Source organism: Stenotrophomonas veracruzanensis (assembly GCF_032911525.1).
In the GTDB taxonomy this organism is placed as follows: domain Bacteria; phylum Pseudomonadota; class Gammaproteobacteria; order Xanthomonadales; family Xanthomonadaceae; genus Stenotrophomonas; species Stenotrophomonas africana.
Map to the genome: position 1 here is coordinate 25,600 of NZ_JAWJTI010000013.1, position 26,661 is coordinate 52,260.

General features: G+C 66.4%; 29 protein-coding genes. 15 read left to right on the forward strand and 14 right to left on the reverse strand.

The window, feature by feature from the left end:
• Window positions 1-143 precede the first annotated feature (143 nt).
• The 3 genes from R1H25_RS10630 to arsC all read left to right on the forward strand — a co-directional run bounded on the left by R1H25_RS10630 (window position 144) and on the right by arsC (window position 2,243).
• Window positions 144-629, forward strand: coding sequence for a DUF456 domain-containing protein (locus tag R1H25_RS10630; protein WP_317223548.1), 486 nt, complete (start codon window positions 144-146; stop codon window positions 627-629).
• 118 nt (window positions 630-747) lie between these two features.
• On the forward strand, window positions 748-1,902 hold the full coding sequence (locus R1H25_RS10635; protein ID WP_317223549.1) for a phospholipase A: 1,155 nt from the start codon (window positions 748-750) through the stop codon (window positions 1,900-1,902).
• On the forward strand, window positions 1,902-2,243 hold the full coding sequence (gene arsC, locus R1H25_RS10640) for an arsenate reductase (glutaredoxin) (RefSeq protein WP_317223550.1): 342 nt from the start codon (window positions 1,902-1,904) through the stop codon (window positions 2,241-2,243). The genes R1H25_RS10635 and arsC overlap by 1 nt, the downstream gene beginning before the upstream one ends.
• A 94-nt stretch (window positions 2,244-2,337) precedes the next feature.
• Here arsC and R1H25_RS10645 read toward each other — a convergent pair whose 3' ends face one another.
• The 4 genes from R1H25_RS10645 to R1H25_RS10660 form a co-directional block, all read right to left on the reverse strand.
• On the reverse strand, window positions 2,338-2,973 hold the full coding sequence (locus R1H25_RS10645; protein ID WP_317223551.1) for a glutathione S-transferase family protein: 636 nt from the start codon (window positions 2,971-2,973) through the stop codon (window positions 2,338-2,340).
• A 57-nt stretch (window positions 2,974-3,030) separates the two neighbouring features.
• On the reverse strand, window positions 3,031-3,369 hold the full coding sequence (locus tag R1H25_RS10650; RefSeq protein WP_317223552.1) for a hypothetical protein: 339 nt from the start codon (window positions 3,367-3,369) through the stop codon (window positions 3,031-3,033).
• A 75-nt stretch (window positions 3,370-3,444) separates the two neighbouring features.
• Window positions 3,445-3,840, reverse strand: a complete 396-nt coding sequence (locus R1H25_RS10655; protein ID WP_317223553.1) for a hypothetical protein — start codon at window positions 3,838-3,840, stop codon at window positions 3,445-3,447.
• Window positions 3,841-3,959: 119 nt separating this feature from the next.
• Entirely contained in the window at window positions 3,960-5,477 is a 1,518-nt protein-coding gene (locus R1H25_RS10660) for a fumarate hydratase (protein ID WP_109813587.1), read from the reverse strand.
• 147 nt (window positions 5,478-5,624) lie between these two features.
• On the opposite strand from R1H25_RS10660, the gene R1H25_RS10665 reads away from it, so the two are divergent.
• The 4 genes from R1H25_RS10665 to R1H25_RS10680 all read left to right on the forward strand — a co-directional run bounded on the left by R1H25_RS10665 (window position 5,625) and on the right by R1H25_RS10680 (window position 9,980).
• Window positions 5,625-6,521, forward strand: coding sequence for an RNA polymerase sigma-70 factor (locus R1H25_RS10665; RefSeq protein ID WP_317223554.1), 897 nt, complete (start codon window positions 5,625-5,627; stop codon window positions 6,519-6,521).
• Between the two features lie 36 nt (window positions 6,522-6,557).
• Window positions 6,558-7,010, forward strand: a complete 453-nt coding sequence (locus R1H25_RS10670; protein WP_317223555.1) for a carboxymuconolactone decarboxylase family protein — start codon at window positions 6,558-6,560, stop codon at window positions 7,008-7,010.
• A 239-nt stretch (window positions 7,011-7,249) separates the two neighbouring features.
• The gene (locus R1H25_RS10675) at window positions 7,250-9,121 is read left to right on the forward strand and encodes an ABC transporter ATP-binding protein (protein WP_317223556.1); all 1,872 of its coding nucleotides are present in this window, start codon (window positions 7,250-7,252) and stop codon (window positions 9,119-9,121) included.
• Window positions 9,122-9,200: 79 nt separating this feature from the next.
• Complete coding sequence (locus R1H25_RS10680) at window positions 9,201-9,980, forward strand: ferredoxin--NADP reductase (RefSeq protein ID WP_010486777.1); 780 nt, start codon at window positions 9,201-9,203, stop codon at window positions 9,978-9,980.
• Between the two features lie 79 nt (window positions 9,981-10,059).
• Here R1H25_RS10680 and R1H25_RS10685 read toward each other — a convergent pair whose 3' ends face one another.
• Window positions 10,060-10,539, reverse strand: coding sequence for a glutathione peroxidase (locus R1H25_RS10685; RefSeq protein WP_049449215.1), 480 nt, complete (start codon window positions 10,537-10,539; stop codon window positions 10,060-10,062).
• 130 nt (window positions 10,540-10,669) lie between these two features.
• Between R1H25_RS10685 and R1H25_RS10690 the strand changes: the two genes are divergently transcribed.
• Window positions 10,670-12,838 (forward strand): M3 family metallopeptidase, encoded by a 2,169-nt coding sequence (locus R1H25_RS10690; protein ID WP_317223557.1) that lies wholly within the window; start codon window positions 10,670-10,672, stop codon window positions 12,836-12,838.
• Between the two features lie 200 nt (window positions 12,839-13,038).
• Here R1H25_RS10690 and cfa read toward each other — a convergent pair whose 3' ends face one another.
• Genes cfa through R1H25_RS10705 form a run of 3 tightly spaced genes read right to left on the reverse strand, consistent with a single transcriptional unit; the run spans window position 13,039 to window position 15,395 of the window.
• A complete protein-coding gene (gene cfa, locus R1H25_RS10695; RefSeq protein ID WP_317223558.1) occupies window positions 13,039-14,154 on the reverse strand; it encodes a cyclopropane fatty acyl phospholipid synthase in 1,116 nt (371 codons plus the stop codon).
• A 19-nt stretch (window positions 14,155-14,173) separates the two neighbouring features.
• Window positions 14,174-15,055, reverse strand: a complete 882-nt coding sequence (locus tag R1H25_RS10700) for a DUF3298 and DUF4163 domain-containing protein (RefSeq protein ID WP_049449223.1) — start codon at window positions 15,053-15,055, stop codon at window positions 14,174-14,176.
• A 37-nt stretch (window positions 15,056-15,092) separates the two neighbouring features.
• The gene (locus tag R1H25_RS10705) at window positions 15,093-15,395 is read right to left on the reverse strand and encodes a GNAT family N-acetyltransferase (protein ID WP_006455911.1); all 303 of its coding nucleotides are present in this window, start codon (window positions 15,393-15,395) and stop codon (window positions 15,093-15,095) included.
• Between the two features lie 209 nt (window positions 15,396-15,604).
• Here R1H25_RS10705 and R1H25_RS10710 point away from each other — a divergent pair, with 209 nt between their 5' ends.
• Entirely contained in the window at window positions 15,605-15,766 is a 162-nt protein-coding gene (locus R1H25_RS10710) for a hypothetical protein (protein ID WP_162838400.1), read from the forward strand.
• 43 nt (window positions 15,767-15,809) lie between these two features.
• On the opposite strand, the gene R1H25_RS10715 is transcribed toward R1H25_RS10710, so the two are convergent.
• Complete coding sequence (locus R1H25_RS10715; protein WP_057500143.1) at window positions 15,810-16,436, reverse strand: rhomboid family intramembrane serine protease; 627 nt, start codon at window positions 16,434-16,436, stop codon at window positions 15,810-15,812.
• Window positions 16,437-16,443: 7 nt separating this feature from the next.
• Complete coding sequence (locus R1H25_RS10720) at window positions 16,444-18,009, reverse strand: oligopeptide:H+ symporter (RefSeq protein ID WP_049449227.1); 1,566 nt, start codon at window positions 18,007-18,009, stop codon at window positions 16,444-16,446.
• A gap of 162 nt (window positions 18,010-18,171) precedes the next feature.
• On the opposite strand from R1H25_RS10720, the gene R1H25_RS10725 reads away from it, so the two are divergent.
• Window positions 18,172-19,020: an endonuclease/exonuclease/phosphatase family protein gene (locus tag R1H25_RS10725; RefSeq protein WP_317223559.1), complete on the forward strand. Its 849-nt coding sequence runs from the start codon at window positions 18,172-18,174 to the stop codon at window positions 19,018-19,020.
• A gap of 176 nt (window positions 19,021-19,196) precedes the next feature.
• On the opposite strand, the gene R1H25_RS10730 is transcribed toward R1H25_RS10725, so the two are convergent.
• Window positions 19,197-19,808 carry a superoxide dismutase gene (locus tag R1H25_RS10730; RefSeq protein WP_005410310.1) on the reverse strand — a complete coding sequence of 204 codons (612 nt, stop codon included), beginning with the start codon at window positions 19,806-19,808 and terminating at the stop codon, window positions 19,197-19,199.
• 220 nt (window positions 19,809-20,028) lie between these two features.
• On the opposite strand from R1H25_RS10730, the gene R1H25_RS10735 reads away from it, so the two are divergent.
• Both R1H25_RS10735 and R1H25_RS10740 read left to right on the forward strand, forming a co-directional pair.
• Entirely contained in the window at window positions 20,029-20,481 is a 453-nt protein-coding gene (locus tag R1H25_RS10735) for a ribonuclease domain-containing protein (protein ID WP_317223560.1), read from the forward strand.
• On the forward strand, window positions 20,481-20,894 hold the full coding sequence (locus R1H25_RS10740) for a barstar family protein (RefSeq protein WP_049449230.1): 414 nt from the start codon (window positions 20,481-20,483) through the stop codon (window positions 20,892-20,894). Before R1H25_RS10735 ends, R1H25_RS10740 begins: the two co-directional genes overlap by 1 nt.
• Window positions 20,895-21,038: 144 nt before the next feature.
• Here R1H25_RS10740 and R1H25_RS10745 read toward each other — a convergent pair whose 3' ends face one another.
• Window positions 21,039-22,805 carry a hypothetical protein gene (locus R1H25_RS10745; protein WP_317223561.1) on the reverse strand — a complete coding sequence of 589 codons (1,767 nt, stop codon included), beginning with the start codon at window positions 22,803-22,805 and terminating at the stop codon, window positions 21,039-21,041.
• A 10-nt stretch (window positions 22,806-22,815) separates the two neighbouring features.
• Complete coding sequence (locus tag R1H25_RS10750; protein WP_049449234.1) at window positions 22,816-23,415, reverse strand: NfuA family Fe-S biogenesis protein; 600 nt, start codon at window positions 23,413-23,415, stop codon at window positions 22,816-22,818.
• A gap of 90 nt (window positions 23,416-23,505) precedes the next feature.
• On the opposite strand from R1H25_RS10750, the gene R1H25_RS10755 reads away from it, so the two are divergent.
• The 3 genes from R1H25_RS10755 (at window position 23,506) to zupT (ending at window position 25,177) form a co-directional block, all read left to right on the forward strand.
• Complete coding sequence (locus R1H25_RS10755) at window positions 23,506-23,856, forward strand: 4a-hydroxytetrahydrobiopterin dehydratase (protein ID WP_006456031.1); 351 nt, start codon at window positions 23,506-23,508, stop codon at window positions 23,854-23,856.
• On the forward strand, window positions 23,853-24,269 hold the full coding sequence (locus R1H25_RS10760; protein ID WP_317223562.1) for an energy transducer TonB: 417 nt from the start codon (window positions 23,853-23,855) through the stop codon (window positions 24,267-24,269). Before R1H25_RS10755 ends, R1H25_RS10760 begins: the two co-directional genes overlap by 4 nt.
• Window positions 24,270-24,367: 98 nt before the next feature.
• Entirely contained in the window at window positions 24,368-25,177 is an 810-nt protein-coding gene (gene zupT / locus R1H25_RS10765) for a zinc transporter ZupT (protein ID WP_317223563.1), read from the forward strand.
• A 261-nt stretch (window positions 25,178-25,438) separates the two neighbouring features.
• Here the strand turns inward: zupT and R1H25_RS10770 are convergent, their stop codons facing one another.
• Window positions 25,439-26,413: an RluA family pseudouridine synthase gene (locus R1H25_RS10770; RefSeq protein ID WP_088480237.1), complete on the reverse strand. Its 975-nt coding sequence runs from the start codon at window positions 26,411-26,413 to the stop codon at window positions 25,439-25,441.
• Between the last annotated feature and the right edge of the window lie 248 nt (window positions 26,414-26,661).

A 26,661-nucleotide genomic window follows, 5' to 3' on the forward strand; every position in this document is an offset into this window, starting at 1 on the left:
ATCGGGAAGATCTTGCTTCATCAGGCCACGATCCACGGTGACCTTGCCAAGCTCAGCGACTGCAACTTAACCCGCCCAAAACGAAAAATCAACTGGCAAAATCTTTCACTGTCAACCCCAAAACGACCACCATACGGGACAGCATGGGACTCTCATTCATCTTATATCTGCTAGCGGTCATTTTTGTCCTCGTCGGCATCGCCGGAATCATTCTTCCGGCCCTGCCCGGGGTCCCGCTGGTGTTCATCGGACTGCTGCTGGCAGCGTGGGCCGACGGCTTCGTCCATGTGGGCTGGCCAACCCTCGTCGTACTGGCTGTACTGACCGTGCTCTCACTGCTGGCGGACGTGCTGGCCACAGTGGTGGGCGCGCAACGGGTGGGCGCCAGCCGGAAGGCGCTATGGGGTACGTTCGTCGGCAGCATCGTCGGCCTGTTCTTCATGCCGATCGGTTTGTTCGCCGGTCCGCTGATCGGCGCCCTGCTCGGCGAGTATTGGCACACCCGCGAGCTGGGCCGCTCGACCAAGGTCGGCCTGGCCACCTGGCTCGGCATCCTGCTCGGCCTGGCGCTGAAACTGGCGGTGGTGATCGCGATGCTGGGGCTGTTCGCCTTCGCCTGGTTCCTGTGAGCGGCGCAGCCTTCACGCCACACGCACGCAGTGGCCGTGCATAAACCGTGGGGCTGGCCGCGATGCGGTGCAGCCGCCACACTGTGCGATCCCCATAGTCACCGAAGGGCCTGCTGGAATGACCCTCCCCTCGCTGCTTCCCCGCCTTGCGCCGCTGGCGCTGGCCCTGGCCAGTGCTCCGCTGGCCGCGCAGGAGTTCGTGCCCAGCACCGACACCTCGCCGGCCGCTTGCGCGGCCATCACCACCGACGCGGCGCGCCTGGCCTGCTATGACCGCCTGTTCGCGCACACCCCGCAGGCCACGGCCGCTGCCGACGCCGCTGCCGAGGCGGCCGCGCAGGCCCGTCGCGAAGAGCGCCAGACCGCACGCGTGAGCCAGGGCGAAGAGAAACTGCGCGAACGGGTCAGCGACCTGTTCCGTCCGGCAACACCGGACAGCGCACTGGCCAACGCCGGCCGTGGTTCGTTGCTGGACAGCCGCTGGGAACTGGCCGAAGACTCCAAGCTGGGTCCATTCCAGCTGCGTGCCTACAAGCCGGTGTACCTGCTGCCGGCGTTCTGGACCAGCGACCGCAACACCACGCCGCATTCGCCGAACCCGGCAAACACGGTCACCACGCCGCAGGTGCTGGACAGTGCCGAACTGAAGTTCCAGATCAGCTTCAAGACCAAGATCGCCGAGAACCTGTTCGGTGACAACGGCGATATCTGGGCCGGCTACACCCAGAGCTCGCGCTGGCAGGCCTACAACGGCGAGGATTCGCGCCCGTTCCGCGAAACCAATTACGAGCCGGAAGTGATGATGGTGTTCCGCAACGGCTATTCGATCGGTGGCTGGCGCGGGCGCATGACCGGCATCGCGCTGAACCACCAGTCCAATGGCCGCGCTGATCCGCTGTCGCGCAGCTGGAACCGGGTGATGCTCAACATCGGCCTGGACCGTGAGAACTGGGCGCTGGTGCTGCGGCCGTGGTACCGCATTCCCGAGACGCGCAGCGACGACAACAACCCGGACATCGAGGATTACATGGGCCGCGGTGACGCGACCCTGACCTGGAACCGCAACGGCCACGAAGTCTCTTTGATGGCGCGCCATTCGCTGCGCACCGGCAGCCGCTCGCACGGCGCCCTGCAGCTGGACTACGGCTTCCCGATCAGCAACCTGCTGCGCGGCCATGTGCAGGTCTTCGACGGCTACGGCGAAAGCCTGATCGACTACAACCACAAGGCTACCTACGTGGGCGTGGGCGTGTCCCTGCTGGAGTGGTTCTGATGGACGTGACGATCTGGCACAACCCGGCCTGCAGCAATTCACGCGGCGCATTGAAGCTGATTCGCGATGCAGGCTTTGAGCCGGAGGTGATCGAGTACCTCGGCAATCCACCCGATGTGGCCACACTGCGCCAGGTACTGGCCGAATCCGGGTTGAGCGCGCGTGATCTGGTGCGCAGCAAGGAAGCGCAGTTCGCCGAACTGGGCCTGGAAGATGCGGACGAGGCCACGCTGCTGGCCGCGATGGCCGAACATCCCCGCCTGATCAACCGCCCCGTGGTGCGCACGGACAAGGGCACGCGGCTGTGCCGCCCGCCCGAAACGGTGCTGGAGATCCTGTAACCCGCACTGCGTTGGTAGCGCCGAGCCATGCTCGGCTGCAATCATGGACTGCACGCGAACAGCAGCCGAGCATGGCTCGGCTCTACAGAACAGGTTACCGCCAGTCGGTGATGCCTTCGCGGCGGTACACCTCGGCGAACGCCGGGCGCGCCTTCATCGACGTGGCATGCGCCTTGAGCTCCGGCCAGGTGTCGCTGGGCTTCGGCATGTTGCGCGACCAGCGCATCAGCATCACCAGCATGTAGTCGACCACGCAGGGCGTGGTGCCCAGCAGGTAAGGGCCATGCGCCTGCAGGTGCGTGGCCACACGCTGCCAGGCCGCTTCAAGGCGCTGACGGGCCATCTCGCGACTCGCCTCGACGTTCGCCTCGCCCGCCACCTCATGCGGATAGAACCAGGCGCGATAGGCCGGCTGCAGCGTATTGGCACACCAGAACATCCAGCGGTAGGCATCGGCGCGCTGCGGCGTGCCCAGTGCGGGCAGCAGGTTGGCGTCCGGATGGCGATCAGCCAGGTACAACGCAATGGCCGCCGCTTCGGTCAGTACCAGGCCATCGATGAGCAGCGTCGGCACCACACCGGCCGGATTCAGTGCCAGGTACTGCGCTGACTTGTGCTCGCGCGCGTCGAAATCCAGCAGCACCAGTTCGTGCTCGATGCCCAGCTCGATCAGCAGCCAATGCACCACCAGGGCGGCGGTGCTGGTTGAACCATACAGCGTGGTGCTCATGCGCGGGTCCTGTGTGGATGGATCGACCGATTATGCGCCCACACCGGCTGTCGCCGCTCAGCCGCAACTGCTCATGCAGGCATCGCGGCGTTCGCCACAGGACATCATCGGCGCGCGCATCGTGCAGTCATGCGCCTTCAGTTCACAGGAACGGCGCAGTTCGGGGTTGGCAACGTCCTTGCAGCGCTTGTCCGGCGCCGGCACCACCTGCTGCTCGCAATTGCTCTGGCGACTGCCGAGCGAATCGTTCTGGGCCATGCAGCTGCGATAGCTGGCCTGGCATTGCATGCGGCACTGCGCGGAGGCGGAGAAATCCGCACCTTCGTAGGACGACGTTGTGCTGCAGCCGGCCAGGACCAGCAGGAACACAGCCGGGAGGGATCGATGCAGGCGCATGGGCACATCCTGGTGCAGTGGGTGTGTCGACCCTAGCAGACCACGGTTGCTCCTGCATGCACCAGCGCCCCCCGATCAGTACACGGGAATACCGGTGTCGGTGCGGACTTCATTCACGGTGCCGCCGCAGGAGAGAAGGCACTGGGCGTAAGGAGCACTGCATGAAGGAAGCGCCGGGGGACCACAGTAGTCGCCGGCACCGTTGCCTCCTTCGCAGTTGTGCCGCTGCTTGTCATCGGCGATACCACTGCAACGGCTGATGATCCGGCTCTTCTCGCTTTCGCAGCGCCGCTGCTCCGACTCGCCGCGGGCGCGGTTGTGGAAGTCACACGTCGCCTTCTGGCTCTCGCAGACCGACGCGCAGATCTTCCCCGCTTCGTGGGTTGGAGGTTCAACGAAGTAACGCGGCCCGCAGGCGCTGCACGCCAGCGCAGCGACCAGCAACACGAAAACACGCGACCACTTCAGCACGATGGACTCCCTTCCAAGGCGTCAGCCAGCACGTTAGCAGAGCAGGCCGCGTGCGGGCAGGCTGCACACGACAACGGCGCTACACGGGCGCCGTTGTCTGGACCGAAGCGTGCGGGGAATTACTCCACCACCACCGGAATCTTGCCGATGCGGGCCTGCCATTCGCGCGGGCCGGTCTTGTGCACCGATTCACCGGTGGAGTCGACGGCCACGGTCACCGGCATGTCCTGCACGGTGAACTCGTAGATCGCTTCCATGCCCAGGTCGGCGAAGCCGACCACCTTGGCCGCCTTGATCGCCTTGGACACGAGGTAGGCCGAACCACCGACGGCCATCAGGTAGGCCGACTTGTGCTTCTTGATGGCCTCGATGGCGGCCGGGCCGCGCTCGGCCTTGCCGACCATGCCCAGCAGGCCGGTCTGTGCTAGCACCTGCTCGGTGAACTTGTCCATGCGGGTCGCCGTGGTCGGACCGGCCGGGCCCACCACTTCGTCGCGCACCGGATCGACCGGGCCGACGTAGTAGATGAAGCGGCCCTTCAGATCGACCGGCAGTTCCTCACCCTTGTTGAGCATGTCGACCATGCGCTTGTGCGCAGCATCGCGCCCGGTCAGCAGCTTGCCGTTGAGCAGCAGGGTCTGGCCCGGCTTCCAGCTGGCCACGTCTTCCGGCGTGATCGTATCCAAGTCCACGCGGGTGCCCTTGGACGAATCGTAGGTCAGCTTCGGCCAGTCTTCCAGCGACGGCGGGTCCAGCATCACCGGGCCGCTGCCATCCAGGGTGAAGTGCGCATGGCGGGTGGCCGCGCAGTTCGGGATCATCGCCACCGGCAGGTTGGCCGCATGGGTCGGGTAATCGTTGATCTTGATGTCGAGCACGGTGGTCAGGCCGCCCAGGCCCTGCGCACCGATGCCCAGCGCGTTGACCTTCTCGTACAGCTCCAGGCGCAACTCTTCGATGCGGTTGGACGCACCACGGGCCTGCAGCTCGGTGATGTCGATCGGCTCCATCAGCGCTTCCTTGGCCAGCAGCATCGCCTTCTCGGCGGTGCCACCGATGCCGATGCCGAGCATGCCCGGCGGGCACCAGCCGGCGCCCATGGTCGGCACGGTCTTCAGCACCCAGTCGACGATCGAGTCGGACGGGTTGAGCATGGCGAACTTGGTCTTCGCTTCCGAACCACCGCCCTTGGCGGCGACGATCACGTCGACCTTGTTGCCCGGCACCACCTTCACGTTGACCACGCCCGGGGTGTTGTCCCTGGTGTTGATGCGCTTGCCGGCCGGATCAGCCAGCACCGAGGCGCGCAGCTTGTTGTCCGGGTGCATGTAGGCGCGGCGCACGCCTTCATTGGCCATGTCTTCCACGCCCATGGTGGCGTCGTCCCAGCGCACGTCCATGCCGATTTCCAGGAACACGGTGACGATGCCGGTGTCCTGGCAGATCGGACGGTGGCCTTCGGCGCACATACGCGAATTGATCAGGATCTGCGCCATCGCTTCCTTCGCGGCCGGCGACTCCTCGCGCTCATAGGCGGCGGCAAGGTTCTTGATGTAGTCGACCGGGTGGTAGTACGAGATGTACTGCAGCGCGTCGGCGATGGACTGGATGAGGTCTTCCTGCTTGATCGATGTCACGACTTGCTCGCTTGCTGGAGGCTGGCGGGGGTAATCCGCCCATTTTACCCCCTCCCCCGGCCGCAGGGTGGTAGTACCGGCCGCTGGCCGGCAATATCCACGCAAGCCCTCTGTCACGCCACGCGCCACTGCGGCGTCCTTGCCCACATGAACGCCGAAACCGCTTTCCAGACCCACCGCCCGCGCCTGATGGCCCTGGCCTACCGCCTGCTCGGCAGTCGCGCCGACGCCGAAGACGTGGTCCAGGATGCCTGGCTGCGCTGGTCCGGTGCCGATCCGGCGGCCGTCCGCGACCCCGAAGCCTGGCTGGTCACCACCACCACCCGGCTCGGCCTGGACCGGCTGCGCGCGGCCAAGCGCGAGCGCGTGCACTACGTCGGCCCATGGCTGGCCGAGCCGCTGGCGGTCACCCTGGAGCCCGACCCGGCGCCCGGCCCGGCCCAGCTGCATGCGCTGGCCGACGACGTCTCGGTCGCCTTCCTGACCCTGCTTGAACAACTCGGCCCCGAGGAACGCGCCGCCTTCCTGCTGAAGGAGGCCTTCGACCACGACTATCGCGAGATCGCCGAGCTGATCGGCCACAGCGAGGCCAACTGCCGGCAACTGGTGCATCGCGCCCGGCAGCGGTTGCAGGCCGGACGACCGCGCTTCAACGCCGATGCCAGCCAGCACCGGCAGCTGCTGGCGCGCTTCATGGATGCCTCGCAGCGCGGCGACAGCGAGGCGATCCAGGCCCTGCTGCACACCAACGCGTTGCTGGTGTCCGACGGCGGCGGTGTGGTCACCGCAGCGGTGCGCCCGTTGCTGGGCGCCGAGCGGATCGGTCGCCTGTTCTGGGCCATTGCCCGCCGCGGCGCGGTGCATCCGGCGAAGTTGGGCTACGTCAACGGCGAACCGGCGATCCTGCGCTTCCAGGGTGACCGCCTGCACTCGGTCACCACCATCGAAGTGGTCGATGGCCGCATCGCCAACGTGTACAGCGTGCTGAATCCGGAAAAGTTGCCGAAGGTTGTCACGCGCGGTGACGGTGCGGCGTCCTGGTAGTGAAAGGCGGCCATCGTGGCCGCCGTGGAGCCCACGATGTCGAACCATGCCTCTCCCCGCGTCCCCTACATCCGCCTGGCCGCCGAGGCCTTCAAGGGCCTGCTGGCCACCAGCCAGGCGGTGCATGACAGCTCGATCGATCCGACCCTGATGGAACTGGTGTTCCTGCGCGTGTCGCAGCTCAACGGCTGCGGCTACTGCATGGACATGCACGGCACGGCGCTGCGCAAGGGTGGCATCGAGCCGCGCAAGCTGGACACCCTGCCCGCCTGGCACGAAAGCCGTTTCTTCGATGCCCGCGAGCGTGCGGCGCTGGGCTGGGCCGAGGCACTGACCCGGCTGACCGACGGTGCGCCGTCGCAGGCGGCGTTCGATGCACTGGGACCGCACTTCGATGAGAAGGGCATCAGTGACCTGAGCATGGGGATTGCAGTGATCAATGCCTGGAACCGGCTGGGTGCGGGCCTGCTGCCGCCGCTGCCGGCCTGACCCACCCCGGCTTCGAGAGGTTCCTGCACCTGTTGGCAGGTGTCGACCTTGGTCGACACGGTAGATCCACGCCGTGCGTGGATGCGGGAGGGTCGGATCCCTTCGCTTCGCGAAGGGCTCTGATCCCCTCTGGGTCGCTGGGTTCATAGCCCTTTGCCGTGCAAAGGGATCTGACCCCGATGTCGGCCACACGGCTGCACTGACCCCCTCTGCACGTATCAGGCGCGCACAATACGGGCATGCCTGCTCCCCCCACCGCTGGCGCTGCCGCCGCGAAGAAACCCAGCCTGCGCCAGCGCTTCAGGGCCATGCGCAACCTGCCGCCGTTCCTGCGCATGGTCTGGCAGACCAGCCCTGCGCTCACCCTGGCCAGCCTCGGGCTGCGCCTGATCCGCGCCCTGCTGCCGGTGGCGATGCTGTACGTCGGCAAGCTGATCATCGACAGCGCCCTGCACCTGAGCCAGCACGATGCGGGCTTCCCGCCGCTGGGGGAGGCGCTATCCAGCGGCGTGCTCAATCCACTGTTGGGCCTGCTGGCGCTGGAATTCGGCCTGGCCATCGCCTCGGACCTGCTGGGCCGTTTGGTCAGCTATGCCGACGCCCTGCTTTCCGAACTGTTCGCCAACGTCACCAGCATCCGCCTGATGGAACACGCGGCAACGCTGGACCTGGAGGACTTCGAGGACCCGGACCTGCAGGACAAGCTGGACCGCGCGCGGCGCCAGACCATGGGCCGGATGAACCTGATGAGCCAGCTGTTCGGCCAGGTGCAGGACGCGATCACCGTGGCCAGCCTCGCCGTCGGCCTGCTGGTGTATGCGCCGTGGCTGATCCTGCTGTTGGCGCTGGCACTGGTGCCGGCCTTCATCGGCGAATCGCACTTCAACGCGGCCGGCTACAGCCTCAACTTCCAATGGACGCCGGAGCGCCGCCAGCTCGACTACCTGCGCCAACTCGGCGCCAGCGTGGAAACGGCCAAGGAGGTGAAGATCTACAACCTGCACCGCTTCCTGGTGGAGCGCTACCGGCGCCTGTCGGTGGCGTTGTTCCAGGCCAACCGGGCGCTGGCCCGGCGCCGCGCGTTCTGGGGCACGCTGCTGGCCGCGCTGGGTACGCTGGGTTACTACACCGCCTATGCCTACATCGCCTGGCGCACGGTGCGCGGCGATTTCTCGATCGGCGACCTGACCTTCCTCGCCGGCAGCTTCCTGCGCCTGCGCCAGCTGCTGGAGGGCCTGCTGATCGGGTTCTCTCAGGTGGCCAGCCAGGCGCTGTACCTGGATGACCTGTTCTCTTTCTTCCAGATCGAGCCGGAAATCCACTCGCGGGAAGACGCCGCGCGCGTGCCGCAGCCGATCCGCCAGGGATTCGTGTTCGAGAACGTCGGCTTCCGCTATCCCGATGCCGAGCAATGGGCGGTGCGCCATCTGGATTTCCAGCTGCACGCCGGCGAAGTGCTGGCCCTGGTCGGCGAGAATGGCGCGGGCAAGACCACACTGGTCAAACTGCTGGCACGCCTGTACGAACCGGACGAGGGCCGCATCCTGCTCGATGGCCGCGACCTGCGCGACTACGACCTGGACGACCTGCGCGCCAACCTCGGAGTGATCTTCCAGGACTTCGTGCGCTACAACCTCAGCGCCGGCGAGAACATCGGCGTCGGTCAGGTCGAGGCGATGGATGACCAGGCACGCATCGCCGATGCCGCGCGGCGCGGCATGGCCGAGGAAGTGATCGACGACCTGCCCGGCGGCTACGACCAGCTGATCGGCCGCCGCTTCAAGCAGGGCGTGGACCTTTCTGGCGGCCAGTGGCAGAAGATCGCCATTGCCCGCGCGTGGATGCGCAATGCGCAGGTGATGATCCTGGATGAGCCAACCGCAGCGCTGGACGCGCGAAGTGAGTTCGAAGTGTTCCAGCGGTTCAGGGAACTGGCGGATAATCGCACCGCAGTGTTGATTTCCCACCGCTTTTCCTCGGTACGCATGGCCGACCGCATCCTGGTGCTGGCCGATGGCCGGATCGAGGCCAGCGGCACCCATGCGCAGTTGATGGCACAGGGCGGCCGCTATGCCGAGCTGTTCGAGCTGCAGGCGGCGGGTTACCGCTGAGAACGCCTCTCGTTCCGCCCAATGAGAACTTGTCTCATTTGAGATAGAATCCCCCCGACGACTTTCGATAGATACGCCCATGTCCTCCGCTTTTGGCGCCGAAACGGTGCTTGAGGTCCGTCACTGGACCGATGCCTACTTCAGTTTCACCACTACCCGCGACAGCGGCTTCCGCTTCGAGAACGGCCAGTTCGTGATGATCGGCCTGGAAACCGAGGCGCGGCCGCTGCTGCGTGCGTATTCCATCGCCAGCGCCAACTGGGAAGAGCATCTGGAGTTCTTCAGCATCAAGGTGCAGGACGGCCCGCTGACCTCGCGTCTGCAGCACATCAAGCCAGGCGACAAGGTGCTGGTCGGCAAGAAGCCCACCGGCACCCTGCTGATCAGCGACCTGCACCCGGGCAAGAACCTGTACCTGCTGGGTACCGGCACCGGCATGGCACCGTGGCTGTCGGTCATCAAGGACCCGGAAACCTACGAGCGCTTCGAGAAGGTGATCCTCTGCCACGGCGTGCGCTACGAAAAGGACCTGGCCTACCGCGATTACTTCGAGAAGGAACTGCGCGAGCATGAGTTCCTGGGCGAGATGATCGGCGACAAGCTGCTGTACTACCCGGCGGTCACCCGTGAGCCGTTCGCCAACCAGGGGCGCCTGACCCAGCTGATGGAAAGCGGCGAGATGCAGCGCACCCTCGGCCTGCCGGAACTGAGCCCGGAAAACGACCGCGCGATGATCTGCGGCAGCCCGCAGATGCTGGCTGATCTGCGAACTGTGCTCGATGCCCGCGGCTTCCAGGTCTCGCCGCGCATCGGCCAACCGGGCCACTACGTGTTCGAGCGCGCGTTCGTCGAGAAATGATCTGCAACGGTAGTGCCGGCCGCTGGCCGGCTCTCCGTGCGCTCCGGGATTGCCGGCCAGCGGCCGGCACTACCACCCTTCACAACACCGCTTCGATCGCGCCGCGCAGCTGTTCCGGCTTGGTGGTGGGTGCAAAGCGATCCACCACGTTGCCCTGGCGGTCGACCAGGAACTTGCTGAAATTCCATTTGATGCGGGCGCTGCCCAGCAGGCCGCGCTTCTCGCGTGACAGCCATGCCCACAACGGATCAGCCCCCTCGCCGTTGACCTCGATCTTCTCCGACAGCGGGAAGCTGACCGGATAATCCAGCGAACAGAACTGGCGGATCTGCGCGGCGTCACCGGGTTCCTGCGCGCCGAACTGGTTGCACGGGAAGCCGATCACCACCAGGCCACGCTCGCGGTAGTCCTGCCACAGCTGCTCCAGCCCGGTGTACTGCGGGGTGAAGCCACAGCGGCTGGCGACGTTCACCAGCAGCAACGGGTGGCCCTGATAACGGGCCAGCGCCTGCGGCTGGCCGTCGAGGTCGCGGAAGCTGAAATCGTAGGCAGTGGTCATGGCAGCGGGCCCTGGGCGGTGAACGCATGGTACCCGCGCCCGGCCCCGGCAACATGCCTTTTGACACAAGTGCGGGCGCTGCCGGCCGGGTTACCCTCGGGCCCTTGTTTGCCTTACCGGAGTTCCTGCCTTGACCACCCGCCTTGCCCTTGCCGTGGCCATGTCCCTCGGCCTTGCCCTGCCCGCCTTCTCGGCCGGCGCCGCCACCCCGGCTGCCACCACCAATGCCCAGCAGGCCAATCCGTTCTTCGCCGAAAGCCCGCTGCCGCTGCACTTCCCGCAGTTCGACAAGATCAAGGACAGTGACTTCGCCCCGGCCTTCGACGCCGGCATGGCGCAGCAGCTGAAGGAAGTGGAGGCAATCGCCAACAACAAGGCCAAGCCGACCTTCGACAACACCATCATCGCCCTGGAAAAGAGCGGTGACATCCTCGACCGTGCGACGACCGTGTTCTTCAGCCTGGTCGGCGCCGACACCAACGACACCCGAAAGAAGCTGCAGGCCGACTACTCGGCCAAGTTCGCCGCGCACAGCGATGCGATCGCGCTGAACGGCAAGCTGTTCGCCCGCATCCAGGCGCTGTATGACACCCGCAGCCAGCTGGGCCTGGACGCCGAAGGCGTGCGCCTGGTCGAGAAGTACTACGACAACTACGTGCGCGCTGGCGCCAAGCTGTCCGAGGCCGACAAGGCCAAGTTGAAGGACATGAACGCCGAGCTGGCCAACCTGGGCACCAAGTTCAGCCAGAACGTGCAGTCGGAAGTGAACGCCTCGGCGATCACCGTCGACGACGTCAAGGAACTGGACGGCCTGTCCAAGGAGCAGATCGCCGCCGCCGCCGAAGCCGCCAAGGCCCGCGGCCAGGACGGCAAGTATGTGATTACCCTGCTCAACACCACCGGCCAGCCGCCGCTGACCAACCTGGCCAACCGCGCCCTGCGCCAGAAGATCTACGAAGCCTCGACCACCCGCGGCAGCCGCGGCGGTGAGTTCGACAACACCGCGCTGGTCTCGCGCATCATGCAGCTGCGCGCCGACAAGGCCAAGCTGATGGGCTTCCCGAACTTCGCCGCCTACAACCTGACCAACCAGACCGCCAAGACCCCGGAAGCGGTCAACGCGATGCTGGGCAAGCTGGCCCCGGCCGCCGTGGCCAACGCCAAGCGCGAAGCCGCCGACCTGCAGGCGATGATCGACAAGGAACAGAAGGCCGCGCGCAAGCCGACCTTCCAGCTGGAACCGTGGGACTGGGCCTTCTACAGCGAGAAGGTGCGCCAGGCCAAGTACAACTTCGACGAGTCACAGCTGAAGCCGTACTTCGAAATGAAGAACGTGCTGGAGAACGGCGTGTTCTACGCCGCCGGCCAGGAATTCGGCCTGACCTTCAAGCAGCGCACCGACCTGCCGGTCTACCACGATGACGTCACCGTCTACGATGTGTTCGACGCCGACGGCAGCCAGCTGGCGATCTTCATCTTCGACCCGTATGCACGCGCCTCCAAGCGCGGTGGTGCGTGGATGAACTCCTACGTCTCGCAGTCCAAGCTGACCGGCTTCAAGCCGGTGGTCGCCAACCACCTGAACATCCCGAAGCCGCCGGCCGGCCAGCCGACCCTGCTGACCTGGGATGAGGTGAACACCACCTTCCACGAGTTCGGCCACGCCCTGCACGGCATGTTCTCCAACGTGAAGTACCCGTACTTCTCGGGCACCTCGGTGCCGCGTGACTTCGTCGAGTTCCCCTCGCAGGTCAACGAGATGTGGGCCGACAACCCGGTCATCCTGAAGAACTACGCCAAGCACTACCAGAATGGTTCGGCGATGCCGCAGGCACTGCTGGACAAGGTGCTGGCGGCGGCCAAGTTCAACCAGGGCTTCGCCACCACCGAGTACCTGGGTGCAGCCATGCTTGATCAGCGCTGGCACCAGATCGGCGCCGACCAGGTGCCGGCCGCCAAGGACGTGATGGCCTTCGAGCGCGCCGCGCTGGAGAAGGACGGCATCTACTACGCGCCGGTGCCGCCGCGCTACAAGACCCCGTACTTCAGCCACATCATGGGCGGCTACTCGGCCGGTTACTACGCCTACATCTGGTCGGAAGTGCTCGACGCCAACACCCAGAAGTGGTTCAAGGACAACGGCGGCCTGAGCCGCAAGAACGGCGACCACTTCCGCGCCACCCTGCTGTCCAAGGGCGGCAGCGTCGACGCGATGCAGCTGTTCCGCGATTTCGCCGGCCACGAGCCGCAGATCGAACCGCTGCTGGAAAAGCGTGGCCTGACCGGCGCCGGCAACTGATCGCCAGCGCAGTCGCCTGAAACGAAAACTGCCCGGGAGACCGGGCGGTTTTTTGTTGAAGCATCCACGCATGGCGTGGATCTAGTGGTGGGTGCCGACCGTTGGTCGGCACGATCCATTCGCGCCACGAACCCCGGCATCATCGATCCACACATGACGCACTCCAGTAGATCCACGCCATGCGTGGACGATCTTCCGGATCAACGCGGTGCGACGTACCCACCCGGAACGCCTTCCGGCGACAGCACCAGCTGCCACAGCTGCGCGTGCCGGCAGCGGAAGGTGGCCATCGATCCGGCCAGGTAGAACCGCCACATGCGGCGGAAATGCTCGTCGTAGCGCGCATCCAGCTGCGGCCACGCCGCTTCCACGTTGCGGCGCCAGGCCTGCAGGGTGAGGTCGTAGTCGGTACCGAAGTTGTGCCAGTCCTCCAGCACGAAATGCCCTTCGAACGCCCGGGTGATCTGCACCGCCGACGGCAGCATCGAGTTGGGGAAGATGTAGCGCGCAATCCACGGATCGGTGCGATGCCGCGAAATGTTGGTACCGATGCTGTGCAACAACAGCAGGCCGCGCGGCGACAGGCAGCGTTTGGCCACCTCGAAGAAACTGGCGTAGTTCTTGTCCCCGACGTGCTCGAACATGCCGATCGAGAAGATCGCATCGAACGGTTCGTGCAGTTCGCGGTAGTCCTGCAGACGGATCTCGATCGGCAGGCCCGCGCACAGTTCGCGCGCGAACCCGGCCTGTTCCTGCGAAATGGTCACGCCGACGCCACTGACACCGTAGCGCTCTGCGGCAAACTTCAGGGCTTCGCCCCAACCGCAGCCGATGTCCAGCACGCGCTGGCCCGGGCGTAGGCCCAGCTTGCGGCAGACCAGGTCGAGCTTGGCCTCCTGCGCGGCGTCGAGATCGTCGGCATTGCGCCAGTAGCCGCAGCTGTAGACCAGGCGCTGACCGAGCATGGCCTGGTAGAGATCGTTGCCGAGGTCGTAGTGGCGGCGGCCCACTTCGTAGCTGCCCTGCCCGACCTGCAGGTTGAACAGGCGCGCCTTCAGTGCATCGGCCACTTCGCGCCAACCGTGCACCCGTTCGTCCAGGTGCGCCTGCATCAGGTGGACGAGGAATTCATCCAGGACGTTGGCGTCCCACCAACCGTCCATATAGCTCTCGCCGAGGCCAAGCGAGCCGTGCGCCATGACCCGCGCGAAGAAGCGCGGGTCATGCACCTGGATATCCTGTGGCTGGGTACCGCCGATGCGGACCCCGGCTTCCTGCAGCAGGCCGGCGACCCGCTCCTGCAACCCTGTATCCACGCCACCTCCTCGACTGCGGTCAACCGCGTGCGAACAGCTCCACGTAGTCCTTGGCCACGTGCGGCAACAGCACCGCCGCCGGTACATCGGCGGTCTGGGTGCCGTCCGAGTATGGACCCACCTGGTACGGCGGGAAAACAAAGCGCAGCGCGGTGATCTGCCCCTTGTCGTTGGTCAGCGGCTGGAACTGGCTGAAATTGTCGGCCTGCGGGCCGGTACCGTCGGCGATCATGCGCGATGCGTTGCGCAGCGACTCCTGCAGCTGGGCCGGGTCCATGTCCTCGCCACTGAGACGGGTGGCCACGCGTTCGCGCAACTGGTCGGCGACGAAATCGCTGATCGCCTTCCAGCCCTTGGCATCGGCCACCAGCTTTTCGGCGCTGAGCATCTGCTGATGCTGCGGCAGCCACACGAAGCGCGCCACCAGCGGTTCGCCATGGGCGCCACCGGTATAGCGGCTGCCGTCGGCACTGACCACCACCAGCTGCGGCGTTTCCAGCAGTTTCTCGAAGCTCAGCGACAGCTCGTAGGGCATGGTCGGCTTGTCGTTGCCAAGCCCGTCCAGCGCCTGCTGCAGGTCGCTGCGAGCGCTGGTGGCATAGTCCTGCAGCGCGCGCGCCAGGCCGGGGTAACGGTCGATGCCGGCCGGGTAGCTGATGCCCACCACTTCGCGTTCGTTGTTCTCGATAACGTCTCGCAGGTCCAGCGGCGCCTCGGTGGCCGGCGTTTCGCCGGCGGCGGTGGCCTCGGCGGCGGGTGCCGCGTCGGCTGCCGGCGCCGGCTCGCTTTCACGCTGGCAACCGGCCAGCAACAGCACGCCCACCACGCCGGCCAGCACGCTGCCGTGCAATGGCCGGTTGTTTCCAATCTTCATCGGGATCCCCTGTTCATGTTTGTACATCATCGCCTGCCATGGCTGAAGCGTGGCCCGCTGGCATTCAGCCAACGAGCAGGTCGTGGTACTCCTCGTGCCGCTGCAGGAAGGCCTCGGCGTAGGAACATGCCGGCACCACCTTGTACTTCTGCTCGCGGGCAAAGCGCAGTGCCACGCGGGTCAGCTCACCGGCAATGCCACGGCCGGCAATCGGCTCGGGTACCTCGGTGTGGGTGATGACCATGCGCCTGCGTTTGATCTGGTAATCGAGCACCGCCAGCTGTCCACGCACACGGGCGGTGAAGCGGTGGTTGGCCAGGTCGTGTTCGACCTCATAGGCCAGACCGGGGGGCGTGACCGAAGCCATGGAACTGTCTCCTGCGGCGACTGCGTGGATGGTGCGCAGCCGGGCGCCATGATCGCGTGAAGCCTGAACAGGGGCAAGTCCAGTCCGTTCACGTCAGTTTTCGACCCTCAAGCTGGAGGGCCGGCGGCCGCTATCGCCTATGGAGGGGTCCGGCCAGGCTGGCACGGCCCTTGCGACCGTTGATCATGCGCACCACCACGGAGGCACCGATGCACCCCAGTGATTCCCATACTGATACCGACCGTGCCCTGCTGGAGGGCCTGCTGCAACTGGCGGTGGAAGGGCAGACCGAAGACCAGGATTTCCAGCGCATCGGCGAGGAAGTGTTCGCCCGCCTGATGGACACCTACGGCCAGCAGACCGCAGCCTGAGCCTGCCGGGGCGGATCGCTGCCGATCCGCCCCGCTGCCGCCATCAACCGCCGCCGAGGCGGAAGGTCGGGTTGGAGAGCTCGCGCAGGAAGTGGTTGAAGATGCTCGGCTGCATGGCCAGCATGAAGATCACGCCGAACGCCGCGCCCGCCAGATGGGCACTGTGGTTGATGCGGTCACCGCCGCGCTTGTCCATCCAGATGCTGTAGCCGACATAGAACGCGGCGTAGACGATGGCTGGCGCCGGGATGAAGAACACCAGGATGATCGACCACGGCTTGATCAGGATGAAGGCGAACAGCACCGCCGACACCGCACCGGACGCACCCAGGCTGAGGTAGTTCGGATTCTTCTGGTTCTTCAGGTAGCTGGGCAGGATCGAAACCAGCAGCGCGCCGATGTAGAACGCCGGATAGGTCAGGTAGCTGCCGGTCAGCTGCACCATCACGCTCTCGATGAATCCCCCGAAGAAGAACAGGGTGATCATGTTGAAGATCAGGTGCGACCAGTCGGCGTGGATGAAGCCATAGGTCACCAGCCGGTCGTACTGGCGGTGACGGTCGATGGCCGGCGGCCAGAGGATCAGGCGGTCGGCCAGCTTGCGGTTGTTGAACGCCATCCACGACAGGATGGCGGTGATGGCGATCAACAGCAGATTGACGGGGGTCATGTCAGGCTCAGGCGCTACGGTAGTTGTCGACCATACGATAGCGTTTCGCATACCAACCGAAGGCCAACGCCGCGATGAAGGCGAAGCCGGCGAAGAAGAACATCAGGAACGCCGCCTCGCTCAGGCCCGTGCCGGCGATCTGGTGGGTCACCGTGTCATTGCGCACCGCCGCGTTGGACAGCAGCACCCACAGGTTGCCGATGGTGGTGGTCAGGTTCCAGAAGCTCATCACCACGCCCTTCATCGCCTGCGGCGCCTGGCTGTAGGCGAACTCCAGGCCGGTGGCCGAGACCAGCACCTCACCGAAGGTCAGCAGCGCGTACGGCAGGATCTGCCAGAAGATCGACATGGCATTGCCACCGTCCATCACCACCTGGATGCCACCGATGACGATCCAGGCCAGGCCGCTGAAGGCGATACCGGCGGTCATGCGGCGCAGCGCGGTCGGCTCGAAGCCGAAGCGGCGCAGGGCCGGGTACAGCACCAGGTTGTTGAACGGGATCAGGATCATCACCAGCAGCGGGTTCAGCGCCTGCATCTGCGAGGCGGTGAACCAGCTCGGCATCTGCATCTGCTGGCCCTGCAGGACCCAGGTCGAGGCCTTCTGGTCGAACAGCGAGAAGAACGGCGTGGTCAGCGCGAAGATCACCAGCACGCGCAGTACCGAACGCACACCTTCCACGGCTTCGGCCGGATGCTGGCCACGGGCGCGATCCAGCTGCAGCCAGGTGCCACCGCCGATGCCCGCCAGGATCGACACCAGCGCCAGGCACAGGCAGATCACGATGCCCAGCGAGCCGACCAGGCCGAACGAGGCCACTGCCAGCACCCCGCCGAGCACGGCGATCACCAGGCCCGGACGGCCCTGGCCGGCGACGCGCGCGGTCAGCGCGGTGCGCACCACGTTGGCGAACGAGTGCGGGTCCTTCGGCGGCAGCGGCACCAGCACGTAGCGCTTGCGGCCAAGCCAGAACACGAAGGTGGCGATGAACATCAGGATGCCCGGAATGCCGAACGCCCACTGCGGGCCCCAGTTCTTCAGCACCAGCGGGATCAGCAGCGAGGCGAACAGCGAGCCGAAGTTGATGATCCAGTAGAAGGCGTCGAAAACGATCTTGGCCAGGTGCTTGTTGCTCTGGTCGAACTGGTCGCCCATGAACGAGGCCACCAGCGGCTTGATGCCACCGGCACCCAGCGCGATCAGGCCCAGGCCGAGGAAGAAGCCTTCGCGGCTGTTTTCGAACAGTGCCAGGCACAGGTGGCCGGCGCAGTAGACCAGGCTGAACCAGAGGATGGTGTGGTACTTGCCGAAGAACTTGTCGGCCAGCCAGCCACCGAGCAGCGGGAAGAAATACACGCCGATCATGAAGCTGTGCATGATGTCCTTGGCTTCACCGGCACGGCCCTCTGCAGTGATTTCCTGCAGCAGCAGCGAGGTGATCAGGAACTGCACCAGGATGTTGCGCATCCCGTAGAAACTGAACCGTTCGCAGGCCTCATTGCCGATGATGTACGGAATCTGGCGCGGCATCCTTCCCTGGCCGGCGATGGGGGCAACTGCGTCGTGGCTCATCCTGTAAGGCATTCCTGCAAAGCGAAAGGCGCAAGGTTACCGGAACCGGGGCTTGCGAAGCACGCTGCAGGGCTGCATGACAACGGTGCCAATCCATGGCAGGCCGTCCTGGCCCCGCCGGAAGTCACGGAACCTGCACGACAAAAGCGTAAACTTATCGTTATGCGCCCCCTCGCCCACGCCCGCCTCCTGCTCAGCTGTCTTGCGCTGTTGATGGCGTTGCAGGCACAGGCGCGGCCGCAGGCGCCGGCGTCCGCCACCGGCGGGGGCGAGGCTCGCCAACTGACGGTGGCCGCGCTGGAACTGCCCAGCCGCGATGACACGCAGTGGAAACAGCGCCGCGAGCAGGTCGCGCAGCTGCTGACCGACCTGCAACCGGACGTGATTTCGGTGCAGCAGGTGCTGCAGCAACAGGGCCGCAACCCGGCCTGCTGGCTGGCCAGCCGGCTGCGCTACAGCTGCGACTTCGTTACCGCCGATCCGCCCAGCCAGCCGCTGCGGCATGGCAACGCGATGCTGACCCGGTTGCCGGTCAGCGAGGATGGCGTGACCCTGCTGCATCCACCCGGCACCTTCAGCGCCGCCGGCATGATGCGGCTGAAGCTGGGCGAGGCGCTGGTCAACATCTATGTGGCGCGACTGCGCCCGGACCTGGACGAGGCCACTGCCCGCCAGCATCAGACCAGCGATCTGATGACCTGGATCGGCGCCACCTCCGAGGGCATGCCCAGCCTGATCGCCGGTGATTTCTCCGCCAACACGGTGGAACTGGTGCGCAGCACGCCCGGCTTCCAGCCGGCCCGGCGCAATCCCGGCGGCCGCGCCGATCCGCCCGCGGCCAGTGGCGGCGGTGCGAGTGGCCATGGCCTGGATGTGCTGTTCCAGGTCAAGCACTTCGGCGGCATCCGCCAGCAGCCGATCCTGCTGCCGGCCGACGGCGACCTGCCCGGCCTGCGCCTGGGCGTGATGGCCACCCTGCGCCTGCAGGGCGATACGGCCACCGCCGAATAGCCCCGCCTTCGGCCCCGGTGGGTGCCAACCTTGGTCGGCACATTCCCACTGCGCTCGCATCATCTCCCGTGCCGACCAAGGTCGGCACCCACCGGAGGTCCTGCCCGGCGTCCAGAAGCTGGCAAACAGAAAGGCCGGGGTCTCCCCCGGCCTTCTCATTTCATTCCGTCACGCAATCAGGCGATCGCTTCCTGGTAACGGCGCTCGACTTCGTTCCAGTCGATGACGTTGAAGAACGCGCCGATGTATTCCGGACGGCGGTTCTGGTACTTCAGGTAGTAAGCGTGTTCCCACACGTCCAGGCCGAGGATGGGGGTGTTGCCTTCCATCAGCGGGCTGTCCTGGTTGCCGGTGCTCTCGACCACGACTTTCTTGTCCGGGGTCACGCTCAGCCACGCCCAGCCGCTGCCGAAACGGGTCAGCGCAGCCTTGGTGAAGGCGTCCTTGAACTTGTCGAAGCCGCCCAGGTCCTTGTCGATGGCCTTGGCCACGTCGCCCACCGGGTTGCCGCCAGCATTCGGAGCCATCACGGTCCAGAACAGCGAGTGGTTGGCATGGCCGCCACCGTTGTTGCGCACCGGACCCTGCAGGTTCTCCGGCAGCGACTTGAGCTTCTTCACCAGTTCTTCGACCGGCAGGTCAGCGTACTCGGTGCCTTCCAGCGCCGCGTTGACGTTGTTGATGTAGGTCTGGTGATGCTTGGTGTGATGGATTTCCATCGTCGCCGCATCGATATGCGGTTCCAGCGCGTCGTAGGCGTAGGACAGCTTGGGCAGGGTATAGGCCATGATGCATCTCCTGATTGCGAGGGCACCCGACGGTGTCGGGCGTTGCGCGGTGAATGATGGGGACAGACCCCCAGATTACCAAGGGGGATGTAAAGGAAATTGCGTCCTGCCAGTGAGCACGACGGCAATTGTTACGCAGCAGTGACGCGACGCCGTCCTCATGCACCGTGCAGCGCACAGGCGCTACAGTCCCTGCACCACCCTCGCCCGCTCCCTGCCCATGCGCAACCCCCGGCTGCTGATCACCGCCATCGCCCTGCTGCTGCTCGGCCTGGTCGTCAACCATTTCATGCAGCGCCCGCCGGCGCCGCAGTTCGCGCCGGACCTGCAGGGTACGCCTGTCGCGCGCGCGCCGGCCACGGCCGCAACCGGCAACGACAGCGGCCTGCCCGCGTTCCTGCCCGCCGAAGCCCGGCAGACCATCGCCCTGATCCAGCGCGGTGGTCCATTCCCGCACCGCCAGGACGGCAGCACCTTCGGCAACCGCGAACAGCAGCTGCCACAGCGTCCGCGTGGCTACTACCGCGAATACACCGTCGACACCCCCGGTGCGCGTACCCGCGGCACGCGCCGCATCGTCACCGGTGGCGATCCGCCGGAGGCGTGGTACTACACCGACGACCACTACGAATCGTTCCGCAGCTTTACCGTACCGGCCCAGGGAGCGCAGTGATGAGCCACGATGATTTCGGCCTCGGCCTGCATGACATCAACAATGCTGGGGTCTACGCCATCGACAGCGACGACATCGACGCACTGGCCGCAGCGATGCGTGATGCCGGGCTGAAGGTGATCCGCATCGATCTGGAAGGCGTGGCCGACAAGCGCACCCTGCTCGCCCGGCTGGCCGCGCAACTGGATTTCCCGGCCGGCTTCGGCGGCAACTGGGATGCGCTGTCGGACAACCTGCGCGACCTGCAATGGCTGCCGGCCAACGGTTACGCGCTGTTCCTGGCCGACGTGGACACGTTGCGCGCCTCCACGCAGAAGGACTTCGACACCCTGCTGGATGTGATGGACGAGACCAGCCGCGACTGGGTCGGCCGCGACGTGCCGTTCTGGGTGTTCCTGTCGCAGAGCGCGTAAGGTCACTGCCCTGGCGGATGTCGACCTTGGTCGGCATGCGCCGGTGCCTTGGTAGAGGCCGACCCTGGTCGGCGCTTCTGTGCCAACCAGGGTTGGCACCCACCAAAGCGCGGGCCGGCCGGCGTGTGGGGTCCGGCCCCTTGCCTAGCGGCTCCCGTTATCTTCCTGCAGTTCCTTCTTGAACGGGATGTCCGGTGGCGGTCGCGCCACCGCCGGCTGGTCCTGCATGTTCGGATTGGTCAGGCCGCAGCCACCACCAGCCTGCAGGATCGAGATCACACAGGATATCTTCGTGCCGGTGCCCGGCAACGGAATCTCCATCGACTTGATGCCCTTGCGCACCCACTCGGCCAGCAGCGATTCCTGCGGAACCCAGTACTTGTCGAACGAAGTGGGCGTGTAGTCGTAAGGCGGTCGCTTCAACCAGGTGCCCGATTGCGCGATGCGTTCCTTGCTCCAGCCATCGTTGGCGCCACCGGGCGCACCGCGCTCGGCACGACCCTCGCCTTCCTGGCCCGGCACGCGGACGCTGCCATCGGCATTGAACAGGCCACTGCCCTTGCCGGTGGCGCTGGCCTGGCGGGCGCCCTTGTCGGCGCCGCCATGGTTGCGGCTCGATGCACCCCAGTCATCGCCCTTGGCGGGCGTGGCCCAGTTGCCCGGATCGGGGGCTGGACGCGCTCCGGCCTGGGCCGGGGGCGCGCTGGATGCAGCGGGCCGCGCAGTGCTGCTGCTCGCCTGCGTCGCGCTGCCACTGGATGCCGGCGCAGGCGTTGCCGCAGGTGCACTCCCATTCGAAGACGAAGGGGCTGCCGCCGGTGCCGAGGCTACTTCGCGCTCGCGCACCTGTACGTCACGACCCGCTGGCGCATGCACTGCCGGCTCACGACCGGCGACGGTTGCCATCCGCACCTGCGGATCGACCACTGCCTGCACTTCACGCTCGCGCACCTGCACGTCGCGCTGCGGCACGCGCACCTGCACATCGGCCGTGCGCAGCGGCTGCGACACCGCCGGTGCATCGACCGTACTGACTTCGCGTTCCTGCACCGGGATGTCACGCAGCTGCGGCGTCCGCACCGCGATCTCCGGCACACGCGGTGCGGTGGGGGTTGGCGGCGACTGCACCGGCTGCACGCTGCGCTCGCGCACCGGGGGTGTGGTGTCACGCGGCACGATGCTGACCTCGGTGCGCGGCACGCTGACCGGCGGCACCACGAAATCGGTGCTGGCCTGCGCCACTTCGGTGGCCTGCACCGGCGATGGTGGCGGGGCCGCAAGCGGGGCCGGCTCGGCGTCGGCCGGCGGCGACGGCACACTGGCTGTCGGTGCTGGAGCCGGTGCGGGCGCAGGCGCCGACGCGGCTGCAGGACGCGGCTCAGCTGCAGTCGCTGCCCCCGCTTCCTGGCCGGCGGCAATCTGGCCGGCCGGTGCAGCCGCAGCCGCCTCGGCACCCGGCTGCTCGCCTCCGCCGTCCTGGGAGGCGCGGCCGATGAATTCCACCTGCACACGCTCGCCTTCGGCGCCCTCTGCTTCCGGTGCCGTGGTGCGGATCACCGCCACCCACAGCAGCAGCACGAAGAACAGCAGGTGCAGGAGCGCGCTGGCGAACGCAGAGGTCCAGCGCATCCAGCGCTGATCGCGCGGCGCTGCGTCCCAGTCCTGCCAGAACAACCGGCGCAGCGACTGCCACGATGACAGCCGGGGCGAATGGCCCGGCGGCCCCGGCAGCGGGCGCGGCAGCAATACCGCAATCACTTCGCGGGCGTGGAACGGCCGCGGCAGCGGGCCCAGCGAACGCAGCCACAGCGCCCAGCCATAGGGCAGGCGCGTGGACTTCTCGAGGACGGCGCGTGGCTGCTGGCGGGCCAGCAGCAGGTCGATAAGTTGCTCGGCCCGGGTCAGAGGCACGCGTCAGCGATCAGGCGGCGTTGCCGCGAGGTATGTACGGCGCGTGGCCACTGTCGTGGTCGGTCGCGTCGCGCACGGCAGTCACACCCGGCACACGGCCCATCAGGGTCTTCTCGATACCCTGCTTGAGCGTCACATCGGCCATGCCACAGCCCTGGCAGCCACCACCGAAGCGCAGCAGCACCACACCTTCGGCCGACACTTCCTGCACGGCCACCTTGCCGCCATGCGAGGCCAGTTGCGGATTGACTTCGTTCTCGACCACCCAGTGCACGCGCTCGACCAGCGACGCGGCATCGCCGGGGGCCTCGCCCTTGATGCGCGGCGCCTTGATGGTCAGCTGCTGGGTACCGGCGGTGCCGGCGACGATGTCGATCTCGGCGCCGTCGAGCCAGCCGACGCTGCTCGCATCGACGTAGAGGGTGAAGCCATCGCAGTCCACCGCCCACTCATCACCGAGCAGGTCGCTGGGTTCGGCGAACTCAAGCCGGGCATCGGCGCGCGGGGTGCCGGGGTCGACTGCACTCAAGCGCACGCCCATGCCGGGCACGCCCTCGCGTTCGATCAGCTTGCGGAAATGGGTCTGGGCAGTGTCGGAGATCTGGATCATCAGGCTATTCTAGCCAAGTAAGCGTCAGCCGCTCATTCGGTTTATACACTGTCCGGCGCATTGTTCAGTCAACACGAGGTGGAGATTCCCATGGCCGACCTGATTCCACTGGCCCAGGCCCGTTGCGTGCCGCGCAAAGGCAGCGACCACAAGCTTGGCGAAGCCCGCCTGGCTGAACTGCTGCCGCAGATTCCCGGCTGGGAGCTGAGCGAGGGTGGCCAGGCGCTGTCGCGCACCTTCCGCTTCAAGGACTACTACGCCACCATGGCCTTCGTGAACGCGCTGGCCTGGATCGCCCACCGCGAGGACCACCATCCGGACCTGGGCGTGCACTACGACCGCGCGGTCGTGCGCTTCTCCACCCACGACGTGGGCGGCCTGAGCGAGAACGACTTCATCTGCGCGGCAAAGACTTCGGCCCTGACGGAGCAACTGCCATGAACATACGCTTGCTGAGCCTGTCCCTGATGGCTGCGACCGGCCTGGCCGGCTGTGGCGCGTCCGAACCGCCGGCACCACCACCGCCGCCGCCGACAGAAGTGGCCGCAGTGAAGACGCCGCCGCCGCAGTATCCGCTGGAGCTGGCCTGCATGGGCGTGGGTGGCACCAGCACCTTCAAGGTGACCATCGGCACCGACGGCAAGCCGAGCGAGGTCGCGCTGTTGACCGGGGCCGGCAACCCGCAACTGGACGAACTGGCCAAGACCGCCGTGCAGGGCTGGCAGTTCAACGCTGCCACCCGCAACGGCCAACCGGTGCCGGCCACCATCCAGGTGCCGGTCAGCTTCAACCCGCCGCAGCCCAAGCCAGACCAGTGCTTCGCCATCGAAGAACGGCTGCGCCGCGGCGGCTGATCGCCCGTACCCCGACGAGGCCAGCCGACGCCCGCCTCGCCCTCGCCGCCCCGGCCTTGCCCGGGGCGGCTGTCTGTTGACCAGGACCGCGTCGGTACATGCTGCAGATTCCCCCCGAAAACATCTGGATCGCGCTGGCGGTCACCCTCGCGGCCGGCCTCGCCACCGCCATCGGCAGCCTGCTGGTGCTGTTCTCGCGCCGCCCCAATCCGCGCCTGCTGGCGTTCGGCCTGGCTTTCGCCGGCGGCGCGATGGTCTATGTGTCGCTGTCAGAGATCCTCAACAAGTCCATTGCCTCCTTCGCACTGGCCTATGGAGAGCGCACCGGCTTCACCTACGGCACCCTGGCTTTCCTGCTGGGCGTGATCGTGATCGTGCTGATCGACCACTTCATCCCCAACCCGCATGAGAGCCTGGACAAGCAGGATCCCGCGTTCCGCGAGAACAGCCGCGAGTACCTCAAGCGCGTTGCCCTGCTGACCTCGATCGCGATCACCGCGCACAATTTCCCGGAAGGTCTGGCGACCTTCTTCGCTACGCTGGAAAGCCCGTCGGTGGGCATGCCGCTGGCCTTCGCCATCGCCATCCACAACATTCCCGAGGGCATCGCGATCGCGGTGCCGGTGTACTTCGCCACCCAGAACAAGTTCTATGCGTTCAGCGCCAGCCTGCTGTCGGGCCTGGCCGAACCGGTGGGCGCGGCGCTTGGCTACTGGCTGCTGTCCGGATCACTGTCGCACGCCACCTTCGGCTGGGTGTTCGGGCTGATCGCCGGCGTGATGGTGTTCCTGGCGCTGGATGAGCTGCTGCCGGCGGCCAAGCGCTATGCCAAGGGCCACGAGACGGTTTACGGGCTGGTGGCCGGCATGGGCACGCTGGCGATCAGTCTGGTGCTGTTCAAGTGGTGAGGGGTTTGCGGCCAACGGACTGAGCCCCCTCGCGGCTGGCGCATTCCACAGTATCGAGCGGTCACGGGCGGGGTCGGTTCGCGGGGGACGCCGTTATCCGTCCCTGGAGGCTTGTCCGCGCCATCCATGCCGCGGCCAAGCCCCCAAGGATGGGTTCACGGCGTCCCCCGCCAACCCATCCGGACCGACCAAAACCGGAATCCCATGTTGGACGCCAGCCGCGAGGGGGCTGCGCCGGTTGGCCGGTCAGCCCCGAGGGGGTTACTTCAGGCGGTCCAGCGCCTCGGCCAGCTCATCCGCCAGCGGCGCGTTCAGCACGTACGGGCTCTTGCCGTCGTCCAGCGAGAACTCCAGCGAGGCCGCATGCAGGAACAGGCGCTTCAGTCCGATCTGCTCACGAAGCCGCTTGTTGACCGCCGGATCGCCGTATTTGTCATCACCCGCCACCGGATGACCCAGGTGCTGGGCATGCACGCGGATCTGGTGGGTGCGACCGGTTTCGATGCGCACCTCGCAGTACGAATGGCCGCCGCGACGCTCCAGCACGCGGAAGTGGCTGATCGATTCCTTGCCGATCGCGTTCACCTGCACATGGCGCTCGCCACCCTGGCGCAGGCCCACGTGCAGCGGCGCATCGACGGTCATCACGCCGTCGGGCATGCGCCCGGCCAGCAGGGTCAGGTAGCGCTTGCGGATACCGGCGCCATGGTCTTCACGCAGCAGCGCCTGCAGCTCGCTCAGGGCCGAACGCTTCTTGGCCACGATCAGCAGGCCCGACGTGTCGCGATCCAACCGGTGGACCAGCTCGAGAGTCTGGCCCGGGCGCAGCGCGCGCAGGGTCTCGATGGCGCCGAAGCTGATGCCGCTGCCGCCGTGGCTGGCTACGCCAGTGGGCTTGTTCAGGGCCAGCAGGCGGGCATCCTCGAAGACGATGGCCTGCTCCAGGCGGCGCATGAACGCCTCCGGCGGACCGGCCTTGTCTCCTTCTTCACTGAGACGAACCGGCGGCACGCGCACCTCGTCGCCCGCCTCCAGCTTGCGCTCGGCCTTGGCACGGCCACCATTCACCCGCACCTGGCCGCTGCGTACCAGCTTGTAGACCAGGCTGCGCGGGGCGCCCTTCAGCTGGCCGAGCAGGAAGTTGTCCAGACGCTGGCCGGCGCGGTCGGCGGGAACGGTGATCATGCGCACGGAAGGCTTGTCGCCAGCGGGCTTGGTGGGGTCTTGGGCAGTCATCAGGCTGTTTATTCTGTTACACTCGGGGGGCGAGATAAGGGATTGATTTCGTTGGAAGTTACTCAGGGCCAGAAGCCCAGCTTCCGACGAATCCGGCACAGTGCGCGACCACCGCCCGCGGGGCGGCCATGTTAGCGGCTCACCGGCCTTCCCGGCCATCGCCGGATGCCTGACACGCAACCGTGCTGAACATGTCCCGCGTGGCGCTCCAGCCTGGCTGACAGCTGCCTGCGGCCTGTAACACCCCA

Coding starts and splice junctions, on each gene's coding strand:
- R1H25_RS10630 (WP_317223548.1), top strand. CDS start 144: ATGGGACTCTCATTCATCTTATATCTGCTAGCGGTCATTTTTGTCCTC.
- R1H25_RS10635 (WP_317223549.1), top strand. CDS start 748: ATGACCCTCCCCTCGCTGCTTCCCCGCCTTGCGCCGCTGGCGCTGGCC.
- arsC (WP_317223550.1), top strand. CDS start 1,902: ATGGACGTGACGATCTGGCACAACCCGGCCTGCAGCAATTCACGCGGC.
- R1H25_RS10645 (WP_317223551.1), bottom strand. CDS start 2,973: ATGAGCACCACGCTGTATGGTTCAACCAGCACCGCCGCCCTGGTGGTG.
- R1H25_RS10650 (WP_317223552.1), bottom strand. CDS start 3,369: ATGCGCCTGCATCGATCCCTCCCGGCTGTGTTCCTGCTGGTCCTGGCC.
- R1H25_RS10665 (WP_317223554.1), top strand. CDS start 5,625: ATGAACGCCGAAACCGCTTTCCAGACCCACCGCCCGCGCCTGATGGCC.
- R1H25_RS10670 (WP_317223555.1), top strand. CDS start 6,558: ATGTCGAACCATGCCTCTCCCCGCGTCCCCTACATCCGCCTGGCCGCC.
- R1H25_RS10675 (WP_317223556.1), top strand. CDS start 7,250: ATGCCTGCTCCCCCCACCGCTGGCGCTGCCGCCGCGAAGAAACCCAGC.
- R1H25_RS10680 (WP_010486777.1), top strand. CDS start 9,201: ATGTCCTCCGCTTTTGGCGCCGAAACGGTGCTTGAGGTCCGTCACTGG.
- R1H25_RS10685 (WP_049449215.1), bottom strand. CDS start 10,539: ATGACCACTGCCTACGATTTCAGCTTCCGCGACCTCGACGGCCAGCCG.
- R1H25_RS10700 (WP_049449223.1), bottom strand. CDS start 15,055: ATGTACAAACATGAACAGGGGATCCCGATGAAGATTGGAAACAACCGG.
- R1H25_RS10705 (WP_006455911.1), bottom strand. CDS start 15,395: ATGGCTTCGGTCACGCCCCCCGGTCTGGCCTATGAGGTCGAACACGAC.
- R1H25_RS10710 (WP_162838400.1), top strand. CDS start 15,605: ATGCACCCCAGTGATTCCCATACTGATACCGACCGTGCCCTGCTGGAG.
- R1H25_RS10715 (WP_057500143.1), bottom strand. CDS start 16,436: ATGACCCCCGTCAATCTGCTGTTGATCGCCATCACCGCCATCCTGTCG.
- R1H25_RS10720 (WP_049449227.1), bottom strand. CDS start 18,009: ATGAGCCACGACGCAGTTGCCCCCATCGCCGGCCAGGGAAGGATGCCG.
- R1H25_RS10725 (WP_317223559.1), top strand. CDS start 18,172: ATGCGCCCCCTCGCCCACGCCCGCCTCCTGCTCAGCTGTCTTGCGCTG.
- R1H25_RS10730 (WP_005410310.1), bottom strand. CDS start 19,808: ATGGCCTATACCCTGCCCAAGCTGTCCTACGCCTACGACGCGCTGGAA.
- R1H25_RS10735 (WP_317223560.1), top strand. CDS start 20,029: ATGCGCAACCCCCGGCTGCTGATCACCGCCATCGCCCTGCTGCTGCTC.
- R1H25_RS10740 (WP_049449230.1), top strand. CDS start 20,481: ATGAGCCACGATGATTTCGGCCTCGGCCTGCATGACATCAACAATGCT.
- R1H25_RS10750 (WP_049449234.1), bottom strand. CDS start 23,415: ATGATCCAGATCTCCGACACTGCCCAGACCCATTTCCGCAAGCTGATC.
- R1H25_RS10755 (WP_006456031.1), top strand. CDS start 23,506: ATGGCCGACCTGATTCCACTGGCCCAGGCCCGTTGCGTGCCGCGCAAA.
- R1H25_RS10760 (WP_317223562.1), top strand. CDS start 23,853: ATGAACATACGCTTGCTGAGCCTGTCCCTGATGGCTGCGACCGGCCTG.
- zupT (WP_317223563.1), top strand. CDS start 24,368: ATGCTGCAGATTCCCCCCGAAAACATCTGGATCGCGCTGGCGGTCACC.
- R1H25_RS10770 (WP_088480237.1), bottom strand. CDS start 26,413: ATGACTGCCCAAGACCCCACCAAGCCCGCTGGCGACAAGCCTTCCGTG.